At 68.0% G+C, this 12,819-nt stretch carries 10 protein-coding genes; 6 read left to right on the forward strand and 4 right to left on the reverse strand.

Translation table 11 applies throughout. The features are described 5' to 3' along the window. Positions 1-5: 5 nt before the first annotated feature. Positions 6-752, forward strand: a complete 747-nt coding sequence (locus IPG50_04025; protein ID MBK6691355.1) for a DUF2334 domain-containing protein — start codon at positions 6-8, stop codon at positions 750-752. A gap of 36 nt (positions 753-788) precedes the next feature. On the opposite strand, the gene IPG50_04030 is transcribed toward IPG50_04025, so the two are convergent. Together IPG50_04030 and IPG50_04035 are read right to left on the reverse strand one after the other, a co-directional pair. Then, complete coding sequence (locus IPG50_04030; GenBank protein ID MBK6691356.1) at positions 789-3,434, reverse strand: MMPL family transporter; 2,646 nt, start codon at positions 3,432-3,434, stop codon at positions 789-791. Further along, positions 3,431-4,729: a glycosyltransferase gene (locus IPG50_04035; protein ID MBK6691357.1), complete on the reverse strand. Its 1,299-nt coding sequence runs from the start codon at positions 4,727-4,729 to the stop codon at positions 3,431-3,433. Before IPG50_04035 ends, IPG50_04030 begins: the two co-directional genes overlap by 4 nt. Positions 4,730-4,904: 175 nt before the next feature. Between IPG50_04035 and IPG50_04040 the strand changes: the two genes are divergently transcribed. The 4 genes from IPG50_04040 to IPG50_04055 are packed head-to-tail and all read left to right on the forward strand — an operon-like array spanning position 4,905 to position 8,260. Continuing rightward, entirely contained in the window at positions 4,905-5,840 is a 936-nt protein-coding gene (locus IPG50_04040) for a hypothetical protein (protein ID MBK6691358.1), read from the forward strand. Continuing rightward, positions 5,837-6,706 (forward strand): hypothetical protein, encoded by an 870-nt coding sequence (locus IPG50_04045; protein ID MBK6691359.1) that lies wholly within the window; start codon positions 5,837-5,839, stop codon positions 6,704-6,706. The genes IPG50_04040 and IPG50_04045 overlap by 4 nt, the downstream gene beginning before the upstream one ends. Beyond that, positions 6,678-7,166 (forward strand): hypothetical protein, encoded by a 489-nt coding sequence (locus tag IPG50_04050; protein MBK6691360.1) that lies wholly within the window; start codon positions 6,678-6,680, stop codon positions 7,164-7,166. Before IPG50_04045 ends, IPG50_04050 begins: the two co-directional genes overlap by 29 nt. Continuing rightward, positions 7,163-8,260 carry a glycosyltransferase family 4 protein gene (locus IPG50_04055; GenBank protein ID MBK6691361.1) on the forward strand — a complete coding sequence of 366 codons (1,098 nt, stop codon included), beginning with the start codon at positions 7,163-7,165 and terminating at the stop codon, positions 8,258-8,260. Before IPG50_04050 ends, IPG50_04055 begins: the two co-directional genes overlap by 4 nt. A 15-nt stretch (positions 8,261-8,275) precedes the next feature. Here the strand turns inward: IPG50_04055 and IPG50_04060 are convergent, their stop codons facing one another. After that, a complete protein-coding gene (locus IPG50_04060) occupies positions 8,276-9,424 on the reverse strand; it encodes a hypothetical protein (GenBank protein ID MBK6691362.1) in 1,149 nt (382 codons plus the stop codon). Positions 9,425-9,845: 421 nt separating this feature from the next. Here IPG50_04060 and IPG50_04065 point away from each other — a divergent pair, with 421 nt between their 5' ends. Continuing rightward, positions 9,846-10,685 (forward strand): SUMF1/EgtB/PvdO family nonheme iron enzyme, encoded by an 840-nt coding sequence (locus IPG50_04065; GenBank protein MBK6691363.1) that lies wholly within the window; start codon positions 9,846-9,848, stop codon positions 10,683-10,685. 28 nt (positions 10,686-10,713) lie between these two features. Here the strand turns inward: IPG50_04065 and IPG50_04070 are convergent, their stop codons facing one another. Next, positions 10,714-12,819, reverse strand: coding sequence for a protein kinase (locus tag IPG50_04070; protein MBK6691364.1), 2,106 nt, complete (start codon positions 12,817-12,819; stop codon positions 10,714-10,716).

The following is a 12,819-nucleotide window of genomic DNA, read 5'->3' on the forward strand; positions in this document are numbered from 1 at the left end:
CGCCCGTGCCGGTCCACGTTTCGCTCCACGACGTCAGCCCCGCCTGGTCACGCGAGGTTGAGCTTGCGCTCTCGTTGGCGCACGAGGTTGGCGTCAAGCCGAGCCTCCTCGTCGTGCCGAACTTCCACGCGAAGGCGCCGCTCGGGGATGCGCCAGCGTTCGTCGACCGCCTCCGCGCGCTCGAGCGCGACGGGCACGAGATCTTGCTCCACGGCTACTACCACCTGAGCGGCGTCGCGCCCCTTGTCTTAGGCGGCGGAGGTCGGCCGGCGCCATCGGGCCTAAGGCGGCTCTACGCGCAGCACGTCGTCTCAGGGAGTGAAGCCGAGTTTAGCGACGTCGGGGAAGCCGAGGCGAGGCGACGAATCGAAGACGGCCTCCGCGTCCTCGCGGACGCCAAGCTCTCGCCCGTCGGCTTCGTTCCGCCGGCTTGGTCGATGCCACCGTGGATGCTGGATGTGCTCGCGTCCTTCGGCCTGCGCTTCACAGAAGATCACGTGCGGGTCGTTGATCCAACCTCCAGGGCGTCGCGGCGAACGCTCGTCCTCAACTACTCCAGCCGTACGCCGGGGCGACTCGCGACGAGCGTCCTCGGCGTGCGAGCGCTCTCACCGCTCGAACGCTTGCTTCCCGCAAGGCTCGCCATGCACCCCGCCGACATGGGCTTCTCGTTGCTCCGCAGCGAGACGAAGACCGCGCTGGCCTGGGCGCGCTCGCGCGGCTTTCTACCTACGGTCCGCAGTCTGTTTTGACTCGCCCTCCACGAACGAGGGGCGGCCACCGCGCGGCTATCGTGTGATCTGATCGGCGCTGTGGACCTCGCCGGGCTTGGCCTTCCACAGGTGCAAGAGCGAGGGCAGGACGAAGAGCGCAGCGATCAGCGTGGCGAACTCGCCGACCATGGCCAGCCACCCGAACGACTCGAGCGCCTGGTTGTCGTTGAAGATGAGAGAGCCGTAACCGACGATGGTCGTGTAGCTGCAGAGCGCAACGGCCCCGCTCACGCGTCGCACCGCCGAGCTTGCGTCACCGCCGAGCAGGCGACTTCGGTCAAAGACGTTGAAGGGATACTCGCAACCGATGCCGAAGGTGATCGGGAGCGCGATGAAGTTGATGTAGTTGAGCTGCATGCCGTGATAGGCCGCACCGCCGACGGTCCAGATGACGCCCATCACGAGGGCCGCTATGACGCACACGAAGCCTCGGAAGCTCATGGTGGCGAAGGCGATCACGAGGACGACGGCAAGAAACGATGCCACCGTGGCGAGAGGGCCGTCGCGCTGCATCGACTTGATCATCTCGGCGAAGATCGTCGGCCGACTCGCCGTCTGCACGAGCGTGCCGTCGGGCAACGTGACGTTCGAGGTCGACGCGCTCATGCGGAGCAGGTTCCGTCCGTCGGAGTGAGAGACGTCGTTCTTGTACTTGACGTAGAAGACGTTGATGTTGCCGGCGGCGTCCTGGAATCGCCGCTTGAGTAGCGCCGGAACGTCGGCGGGGCCGAGGACCTTGAGGCTGTCGGGCGGCCGGATTTCCTCGACGCGCGTGCGCTCGTCACCCTCCAAGCCGTGCATGACGGCGGGCGTGAGTCGGTCGCGAATGCTGGCCAAGATTTCGAGCTTCGCCTTCTGCTCAGCGGCGGTCCCCGGCAAGAGGTCCTCGATGGTGGCGACCTCGGCGATGAGTTGTCCCTTCTTGTCGTTCGCGTCATTCAGCAAGATCTGCTGCTTGACCAACGGCACCTGCTCGGGCGTGTCCGCAAGCATGAGCGCGCCAGCGACGTTCATCTTGCCGCCGAAGACACGCTCCGCCTTGACGGACCACTCTCCGGCGCCGCCGACCTTGCTGCCCTTCGAGCCGAGCTTGTCGAAGTTGTATTCCCAAGGATCCTTGAAATAGGCCGGGAGCTGCCACGCGGCCACGACGGTGGCCACGAGCGCAAGCCCCACGAAGACGCCGGGGAACCGCTCCGTCACGTAGGCGAGCGCTCGCGGCAAGCGACGACTTCCGTCGGCATCGACCTTCGGCGCGCGCTCCTTGAGGAATGGAATCCGCTCCCCGATGCGTTCGCGCACGACGATGAGCGCCGGCACCAGCGGGATCATCGCCAGCCACACGAGGATCATCCCCAAGAGGCCGATGGTGCCGAACTGGCTGAAGCCGCGAAAGCGCGTGAGCGTGAGCGAGCCGTACGCGATGGACGCCACGAGCGCGCCGACGAGCTCCGCACGAAATGCGTTCCACACCGCGTCGCGCCGCGCGACGTCGGGCGTGAGGCCGCGAGCCCGGAATTCGCGATACCGGGAGAGCAGCACGATGGGGTAGTTGACGCCGTTGCCGAGGATGATGGCGCCGAGGAAGAGCCCAACGGTGTTGACGTAGCCGATGGAGAGCTTCGCGTAGCTGTAGGCGCAGCCAACGCCGACGAGCGGTGGAACGCCGATGATGACGAGCGACCAGAGCGACCGAAAATGGATAACGACGCCACCGAGAATGAGGAGCGCCGCCGCGAGCGAAGCCCAGGCGGCCTCGCTGACCAGCGACTCCTTCTCCTGGATCGCGTTGGGCACGTCGCCAGCGAAGCCCACCTTCATCTGCCCGTGGAACGACGACGGGTTCGTCTCGTTGACGAGCTTTTGCACGCGACCGAGCAAGCTCTCCCCACTCGCGTCACCAAGGCCCGTCGTCGTCGACACGATGCGTAGGCCGTGGGCCGTGCCCTCGGGGTTGGCGAAGTACCCGGTGGGGAAGTCGTCGTGCTTGTTGGCCTTCTTCTTCCAACGATCGCGGTACTCGTCCATCCCGAGCGCCGACTTCTTTTCGGTGTTGTTCTTCGCGCCGGCGTCGCCGCTGGCCGCCGCGGTTGGGGCACCAGAGCCGGCGTCCGCCGTTGGCGCAACCTTTGGCTCGTCGGACATCAGGTCCTCGACGAGGCCGCTCTTGATGGCGATCTGCCGATCGAGCGTGCTGTCGGCGTCCTCGAGATCTTTCAGGTCGGCGTAGAGCCATTTGTTGTCTTCGAAGAACTGCCGGACGTCTTTGGTGCCGCTCTCGATGTACGAGATGAGTCGCGGCCCGCACGCCAGGCGGCAAGCGTCGTCGCCGCAGGCGGCCTCGCATTTCTTCTGAGCGTCGACGCTGGCGCGAAGCTTGTCGGCGAGCGCGTCGATGAAGCGCTCGTTTGAGGCGCGCTCCGGCGACTCCGCGATCACGATGAGGGTCGCGCCGCCGCCGACGCGGCCTAACTGGTGCTCAAAGGCTTTGAACCCCGGGCTGTCGCGCGGCAAGAGCTCGCGCAAGTCGGTCCGGAGCTCGAGGCCCCTGCCCGGCGTCGCGTAGCTCCACGTGCCAAAGACTACGGCGAGGCCGACGAGCAAGACGATGAGGGGAAACCTCCCCGAAAAATCGACGATCGCCGACAGGAACCGTTTCATGCGCCAGCCCCACTGAGCCCCGCTGCGAGGACGATCTCGTTCTGAATCAGGCGCCCGTGAACGCGGGCGTCGTAGCGCGCCTCGATGCGCGTGCGCGCGCTTACGCCGAGGCGCCTTCGGAGGTCCTCGCTGCGGAAGTAGCGGACGAACTCTCTTGCCATATGACCCACGTCACCCACCGGCACGAGGGACCCGCAGGAACCGTCTTCGAGCATCTCGCCGACGCCCCCCACCTCGAAGGCGATGACGGGTTTGCCCATGGCCATCGACTCGATGACGGCGCGAGGGAGCGGGTCGGGGTAGACGCTCGGCACCACGGCGACGTCGAAATCCGCGACGTAGGGTTTTACGTCGGAGCGAAAGCCTACGAAGTGAAAGCAATCCTCGAGGCCCAAGGAGCGAACGAGAGCGCGGCACTCTTCAAGATGGTCCGGGCGAATGTCCTCCGGCGTGTCGCCGAGAACGACGAACTTGCAGCGCGCTCGCTCCTTCGCGTCGAGGGCGCGCAGCGCTTCGTCAGCGGCGCGAACCATCTCCACGTAGCCCTTGCGGGGCAGGATCCGCCCTTGGCTGCCGAAGACGACCGCATCGGGCGCAAAGCCGAGCTCGCTCCGCAGAACGGGCGCGCTTAGCGCCACGCTGAACTCGTCGACGTCGAGCGCGTTGTGGATGACTTTGACCTTCTCTTCGCAAAACGGGAAGAGCGCAGCGGCTGCCTTCGAAACGCAGACGATGCGGCGAACGCCGCCGCTCTTCGCGAGCGCATCGTGAATGGGTGCAGCGGCCTTGGGGATCGACGTGTAGCGAACGTGCCAGATGGCCGGCACGCGACTCGTCTGGGCCAGGAGGCCCCCGGCGAAGTCGGCGTTGGTGCCGTTGCAGTAGATGACGTCGAAGCGGCCGCGACGGAGTAGCCGGGTCATTCGCGCGAGCCCGAAGGTGGCTCGTCCAACGTTGAGGGCGAGCCGGCCGGCGCGCAGCGCGAGGGGGGCGTCGAAGTCGTCGCGCTCCATCGGTCGATGGGCCGGCTCGATGGGATTTTCGATCAGGTTCGGCTCGAAGTAGAGTTCGTCGACGACGCCGCCCTTCACGTAGAGATCGCTGATGACCCCGCTTCGCGGCAAGAGGACAGCGCGGTGCACCACCGCGGGATCGAGGAACTTCAGGATGTAATAGAGGCTCCGGCCGGGCCCTCCGTTGCGAGCCGTGTCGTTCACGAACAGCACGCGCACCTTGCGGCGCGCCGACACCGCCTCGACGGGAGCGGACGCGGGGCTATCCGGGGCGGGGACCATGCCGGGCCTTATACCTTATCTTTCGGTGAGTTCGCTGCCTCTCGCTCGGGCCGGCGGCGCCACGACGCGGGAGCGCCAGGCGCGCCACCCCGTGATCGTGTGGGCCCCGCACCATCAGGGCAAACGCGGGCCCCGAAGAGCGCTATAGAGTGGCGCTCCGGCCTCGGTTTTCTTCATGAGCGGCAGCCGCGTATACCTCTCCATCAGCATCGACTGCGAATGCGACAAGGGCCCCCAGTGGCAGGTCGCGCGGCCCCTCTCCTTTCGTGGGGTGAAGGGCGGTATGGCGGAGCGGCTGCATCCGCTGTTCATGAGCCATCGCGCGAGGCCCACGTACCTGCTCTCGGCGGAGCTCTTCGACGACGCCGAGAGCCTCGAGGTGCTCCGCGACCTTGGACGAAGCGCAGAGCTCGGCACGCACCTCCATGGCGAGTTTGTGCCGCCCGACGCGTTCGTGCCCAACGAAACCAAGGCGTTCCAGCGCGACTACCCGGCCGCCCTGGAGCGCGCGAAGCTGACGGCGTTGACCGACAGCTTTCGCCGGGCCTTCGATCGCAAACCGACGAGCTTTCGCGCCGGGCGCTTTGGCATCGGTGAAAGTAGCCTCACGATCTTGCGCGAGCTCGGCTACGCCGTCGACTCGAGCGTCACGCCGTTCATCGACTGGTCCGACAAGGGGACGCCGCTATCCTTCGATGGTGCGCCGACGCAGCCTTACCACCCCGACGAGCGCGCCCCGGAGCGCGTGGGCGACTCGCCGCTGTTGGAGGTGCCCGTCACGATTCGCCCCGCACGTCTCCGCGGGTTGCCGGCCATCGGGCGAAAGCTCGAGCCCCGCTGGCTGCGCCCCTCGTGGGGGACACCGGAGGGCATCGTTGCCGTAGCCATCGACGAGATTCGCGCGGCGCGACGCTTTCAGGCGGACCGCGTCGTGGTGCTGAACGCGATGTTCCACAACGTCGAGGTCGTGGCCGGTGCGAGCCCTTACGCAAAGGACGAGGGCGGCGTTCGCGCCATCCTCCAACGACTCGACGCGTTGCTCTCCTTCGCGGCGCGCGAGGGCATCGACGTCGTGGGCCTCACGGACATTGCGGAGCTCGTCGGGTCTTGACGAAGCGCGGCGGTCTCGTTCGAACCACGCTCCTCCTCTTGCCGGTTCAAGTCATCTTTCGCGCCGGCGAGGCGCTCCTGCCGCTCCTCTTGGCGTATTGGTTCGGGCGGAGCCACGCCACCGACGTCTACAACTTCGCCTGGGCCGTCTTCCTCTTCGCGGGCTCGCTCGTCTTCAGCGCGTACCACGACTCGGCTCTTGTCCCGATCTTGGCGGAGGCCAAGCTGAAGGAGCCGGCGTCCGTCAACCGCATCTGCGGGTCACTCCTCGCGTACACCTGGCTCATCGGCGGCGGCCTCGCGCTGCTCGTGGCCGCCTTCGCCAGCGGTTGGTTTCGGCTGCGCTACGACGGCGCCGACTTTCGCCTCGCGATCATGATGGTTCCCGCCTTCGCCTTGCAGCTCATGTTCATGAGCACCAAGACGTTCTTCGCGGCCACGCTGAGCGCGCACCACGCCTTCGTTCCCTACCCGGTGGCGAGCGCCGCGGGCGTCCTGACGACGTTGCTGTTCATTTGGTGGAGCAAGGCGTCGCTCGGCCTCTTGTCGGTCGCCGTCGCGACGCTCCTCGGCGAGGCCGTCGCGTCGCTCATCTTGGCGACGGTAGCGATCCGCTACTTTGGCATCTTGCCACGGACTCACCCTCTCCAGACCGGAGCCGGTGCTCCGCTTCGCGCGACTCGCGGCGTCGGAGGTCGCCGGCGGCGCGGTCACGCGGGTGAACCCCGTCGTCGACCAACTCATGGCGGGCCTCGCGGGGATGGCGGGAGGGGCGACCCTGCTTCGCTATTCCAACGACGTCTCGTCGCTGCCCACCTCGATCTTGCAGGTCACGTTCTTGTCGGTCTTGCTCGCCCACCTGGCTGACGACTTCGCTTCTCGTGACATCGCGCGCATCAAGCGCACGGTCAGTAGAGCGACGGCCTCCGTGCTCCTCATCCTCGGCGCCGCGTCGGTCGTGCTCTTCGTCGTTCGGCGTCCGCTCTTGACCCTCGTGTTCTTGCATGGCGAGATGGACGCGGCGGGCATCGATCGGATGGCCGCGATCTTCCCGTACCACCTCGTCGGCCTCGCGCCTTTCGGAGTCCTTCTGGTGCTGGCGCGGGCGCACGTGGCCATCCAGAACAGCGGCATCATGTTCGCCATGGGCGTCCTAAACGCGGGCCTCAACGTGACGCTCAACCTCGTCCTCGTGCGCCACCTCGGCGTCGAAGGCATCGCGCTGTCGACTTCGCTGGTGCACACGGCTATCGCCATCGCCTTTTGGATCGCCTTCCAGAAGAAGATTCTCACCGTGGGCGCGCCGCGGGCGCCGGAGACCGCGTGATTCGCGTCGCGCACGTCGTCGTCGCAGGCGAACTTGGCGGCGCCGAACACATGCTGCGTTCCCTCGCTCACGACAACGGCGGCGGCGCGGCACACTGGGTCGCGGTGTTTTCTCCGTCGACGGCGCTCGTCGACTTCTTCCGCGCGGGAGGCCTCGATGCGTTTGACGGCGGTCGGACTTCGGAGTCGCCGTTTCACTCGCTCCTTCGCCCCTTCGACGGCGGCGCTGCGCGGCGACTCGCCGAGGAATTTCGCGCCCGCGGCGCCGACGTGGTTCACCTTCACACGTTCCAGTCGCAGGTCCTCGGAACGCGAGCGGCGCGGCTCGTCGGCGCCCCCGTGGTCCGAACCGAACACTCCACGCGCGTCTTCGATGACCCCACATGCTGGCCATTTTCGCGCTGGTCGCTGGTGCGCGCTCAAGCGTCCGTGGCGGTAAGCGCCCACGTGCGTGATGTCTTGCTCTCGAGGGCGCCTTTCGCCGCCGACCGCGTTCGCACGATCCACAACGGCGTCGACGCGGACCGGTTCGCGCCGCCGCGAGGCCGCACCGCCGAACCGTTCACCTTCGTTCTCGTGGGTCGCCTCGAGCCACGCAAGGGCGTGGACCGCGCGCTTCGAGCCCTCGCCCTGGTGCCGCAAGCGCGCCTCGAGCTCGTCGGCGACGGCGCCATTCGCGGCGACCTGGAGCGCCTGGCCCGCGAGCTTGGGATTCCGAGCCGCGTAGTCTTTCACGGCGCACTCGCGGACCCGAGACCCGTCCTGCATCGGGCGCACGCCACCGTGGCCGCGTCGCGAAAGGAGGGCCTGGGCATCGCGTTCCTCGAAGCGATGGCCACGGGGCTTCCCCTCGCCGCCGTGCCCGTCGGCGGCCTCGTCGAGATCGTCCGACCTGGGACCACGGGAATCCTGGCGCGCGAAGACAGCGTTGAGGGCCTCGCGGTCGCCATGCGCGAGCTCGCGTCCTCGCGCGAGCGGGCCCAGCTCATGGGCTTCGCCGCGCGCCGCGACGTCATCGAGCGGTTCTCCGCCCAGCAGATGCGAACGGCCTATGGCCAACTCTACGCACGACTCGCGGGCGGTCGCGGCCGTTAGCGGGCGCTCAGCCCATCAGCCCGACATGCGCGCGGTGACCGCCTCGACCATCGCGTCGAATCGCTCGCGATTGAAGCCGGCGCCGCTGCACAACCAATCGCGGTGCGGGACGGCCGCCGCGTCGCCGCGCGCGCCCCCCTTCTTGCCGCCACGAAAGTGTCCCAGCACGTCGAGGTGATCGCCGTGGCCGGCCCACGCGACCTCGCCCCAAACCTGCGATCGTGTCGGAACGACGCCGTCGCTCTGCCCTGGCTCCGGGACAGAGCCGAAGGCGCGCCCCAGCGCGAACCGCTGCGCCTCGTTCAGCGGGGCCGTGCATGGGTATTGTTCGTGGGTGCGCGCGCTGATCCGCCAGAGCGCGGCGAAGAGCGCGGTCGATGCCACGCTCCACGCGCCAGATATCGATCGGAGCGCGCCCAAAGCGGAAGGCGCTGGAGCCATGGTCACCACCGACTGGTAGTGAACGAACGCCCGGTCTTCCACGCCGACTTGAAAGAGGTCCATGGCCTCGGGCGTCAGTTGAATCACCGAGCCTTGATCGCCGCGAATCGCATCGAGGAAGTTCTTGATCTCCTTGCGCGGCGCGTCGTCGAGGACGCGGAGCAACGCGTCAGTGGCGCGGTCGAGGGCGCGAAGTTCGAGGCCGAGGGCCCGGTCGGCGCTGCCTATGGCGACGACGAGGGCGCTCGCGGCGGCCATGGGCGGCGCTGAGGCGGTGAGCGCCATGATGGTGAGCGCGCTCATGGCGTAGAGCATGCGCTGCCCCGAGAGCGTCGCGAAGAAACTCGCGAGCGGTGTGCCGCAATGCGGCGTGTTCAGCGTGGTCACCGTCTTGAGCCGCGAGAGCCACGCGAGCGCGCCCGGTGCGCAGGGCAACAGCGCGCTCGGCGATGCCACGAGGCGCGCGTCGAGGCCGCCCGTCGAGTGGCCCACGAGATGGATCGGCCCGTCGTCCTCGGCGGTCCGTGCGACGAGCTCCGCCAACACCGTCGCGCGTCGCCGGAGCGAAGCCGTCGGCGGCACGTCGACGACGTACGAGACGGCCTCATGTCCGGCCGCGCGGAGGCGCGCCGCGATGGCCCGCTCGAGGTGCTCGAAGTAGTCGTAGGCACCAAGGCGACCAAAGCCAAACATGCCCGGAGAGAAGTAGAGGCGGTGGATCATGAAGCGGCCTTCCCTCGCGGATCACGGACGGCGGCGGTTCTGCGCACAAGTTGAGAGACGGAAATGCGACCAGTGGTGTTGAGTCGGCAGACGCCTACCTTGGTGCATAAACGTTTGGAGCTCAAACATTCGGGATTGTTGGTGTTCATACGGATTCCGCCGCGAACGCACGTATTCAGGCGTGCCACCCTTGTTTCGCACCCGGTCGATTTGGGGTTCCCCTGGGGATCGGAAGCGGTTTATCCAAGGGCCGTCGCGTACGCCGGTTCGCAGTCACGAGCCGACATGGTGTGCACGACGGAGGGTGACGTTGAGCCTTTCCGGAAGACACATAGCCTGGTCGCTTGTTGGTGGTGCCCTCCTCATGGGTGTCGCCGCCTGTGCAAGGCCCTTCCCCTCCCCGGCGGAAGCGGCTCATGCCGTGCGACCCATCCAGTCCTTCGAACGGGCTACCGTCGCCAGCCGCCCCAAGCGGGCCCCGCGCGAAGACCGCGGCGCTCGCCTCTTCGCCACCACGGAGAGCTCGATCCTCGCGGCCGCCCGCGGCGCCGCCGAGAGTCCCCTCGATCAGTTGCTCCGCACCGGCGAGGCCGCGACCAACGCTGCGTGCCCCCCCGAGATGGCGTCCATTGGCGACCGCTTCTGCGTGGACCGCTTCGAGGCGTCGCTCGTTGAGGTGCTTCCGAACGGCGAAGAGCGCCCCGTGTCACCTTACGAGACCGTCGACGGGCGAATCGTTCGCGCCGTCTCGGCCCGTGGCGTCATTCCTCAGGGCTACGTCAGCGGCCACGAGGCTGCGCGCGCGTGCGCACGCTCGGGCAAGCGACTCTGCAAGCCCGTCGAGTGGCGGCAGGCATGCACCGGCTCGAGCGGCAAGGGCTGGGGTTACGGCGAGCAACGCGAGCGCGGCCGCTGCAACGACCACGGCCGCAGCGCCATGGGTGTCTTGTACGGTCCCGGTCGCGATGGCGATCCGACCTACTGGAACATGACGAAGATGAACAACCCCGAGCTGAACCAGCTCGCGGGCACCGTCAGCAAGACCGGTGAGCACGAGGCCTGCACGAACGACTACGGCGTCTACGACATGGTCGGCAATCTGCACGAGTGGGTCGACGACCGCGGCGGCCGGTTCCAGGGCGGTTACTACCTCGACGTCACGCAGAACGGCGACGGCTGCAACTACAAGACCAAGGCCCACGAGAATTGGTACCACGACTACTCGACGGGCTTCCGCTGCTGCGCTGACGTCACGCTCTGACAGCCGCCACGCCGGCCGACGCGCCGTTCTACTTCGTCACCGAGAGTTCGCCACCGCAGGGCAGGTCCACGTTCTGAACCTTGCCGCGGCTACCGACCTTCACGGCGTGCTTGCCGCACGGAACCAGAAACGGGCCCTCGCCCTCGCCGACGACCCGGCCGTCCACGAACACGCGGTGCCCTGCGACCTTCGTGATCACGCGCAAGCTCGCCTTGCTGGCATCGGGCGCTGCGGTCCCTTCGGGCTTCGTCGGCTCGGGCTTCGTCGGCTCAGGTTTCGTCGGCTCAGGTTTCGTCGGCTCGGGTTTCGTCGCTTCGGGTTTCGTCGCTTCGGGTTTCGTCGCTTCGGGTTTCGTCGCCTCGGGTTTCGTCGCCTCCGGCTTCGTCACCTCGGGCTTCGTCGGCTCGGGGCCCCGTGCCGCCACCACCGCGACCGAGGGCGCGCTCGTCGCCACCGGGGCCGGCACCGTCACACGCGGCGTCCTCCGAAACAGCATCACAAAGCCGGCGGCGCCGATCGCGGTCGCCACGAGGAACACCCCGACGGCGAGGGCAGCGTTCGTCTGCTTCGGTTGCGGACGCGGTGGACGGTACGTCGGGACGGCCGACGGCGGAATCGGCTTAGACCACAACGGCGACGACTCGTTGGGCGTCGCCTCCACCGCTGGTGGTGCCGGCGAGAGGACCGCCTCGAGCGGTGCCAAGGGAACCCCCATCCCCGGCAGCGACCCCTGCGGCGCACGAAACGGATCGTCCGCGGTCGCACCGGCGGGTGTGAACGGCGCGGCCGGCGTTGGCAAGAGCTGCTGCACGGCCGCTTTCGCCGGCGTGACTTCCGGGAGCGCCGCCGGTGGTGAAACGACAGCGCCCGGCGGAGGCGTCACAAGGAGCGGCTTGAGCGACGTCACGTCGAAGTGCGACGGCATGGGCTCGACATGCGCCGGCGCCGGCGACGCCGAGGGCTCGCTCTCCGCCGGTAGAGGGGCGGGCCGCGGACCGTGTCGCTCCGGCTCCTGGGAGAAGCGTGCGTCAGGGATGGAGCCGGGCCGCGAGCTCGGCGGCGGCGTGAACCCGCCGCTCGGAGTGAGCGTCGGGGACGAGTTCCACATGCGACGCGGCGCCGGACGCGGCGGCTGCTTTCGGTCGACGGCGACCTCGCCGGCGGTGGGGCTGGGTGCGATCACGGGCAAGCTCGGCTCGCGACGCGGCGGCGCCTGCGGCGCTCCTGCCACCAGAAGCGCGAGCGCCTCCTCCGCTTCCGCCATCGGAACAGCGCTCCGAAAGACGCTCGCCGCCTCCTCGGCCGTCACCATGCGTCGCTCCACCTGCGGCTCGAGGCCGCGGGCCACGATGCTCCGCACAAGCGGAGGCAGGTCGGGCCTGAGGACCTCAAGGGAGACAAGCGTTGGATGCGCGAGCGCGCGCGCGAGCTCTTGTTCGGGGAGCGCGTCGTCGCGAACGGCGCGGCGACGCGCGAAGAGCTCCCAGACGACGAGCATGGCGGCGTAGACGTCGGAGCGAATGGTGACGACCTCGCCGCGGGCCTTCTCGGGCGGCAGGTAGGCGCGTGAGCCTCCCCCCTTGGCGTCGCCGCGAACACCGGTGATGCGCTCGAGTCCAAAGCCACCAAGCTTCACGGCTCCGCTCTTGCCCACAACGATGTGTCCCGGGTGGACGTCGCGGTGCACGATGGGGAGCAGGTTGCCGGACTGCGGATCGCGCGCCGCGTGAGCCGCCGCCAGCGCCGCGAAGACCGACGCGGCGATGGCGTAGACAGCCACGTCGGGAAGGACCTCGGCGCGGGCGCCCATGCTGAGGCGCAGCTCTGCGAGGTTCGTTCCAACGACGTGTTCGAAGACCATCACCTTGGTATCGGCGTTGGAGAACACGTCGACGAGCCGGACGACGCACGGATGATCGAGCTGCGACAGGGCCTGCGTCTCACGAGAGAAAAGCGTGTCAAACGTCGTGTCGCCGCGAAACGCCGGCGAAAGGACGTTGAGGGTTACGGTTCGCTCATCGCCGCCTTGGCCCTCGCGACGGGCGAGCAAGACGTCCACCGTGGCTTCACGCGCGAGCCGTTTGACGACGCGGTACCCGCCGATGGTGAGCGGCAGGCGATCGTTGCCTTGCAC

The sequence above is a fragment of the Myxococcales bacterium genome (genome assembly GCA_016703425.1).
Taxonomy (GTDB): domain Bacteria; phylum Myxococcota_A; class Polyangia; order Polyangiales; family Polyangiaceae; genus JADJCA01.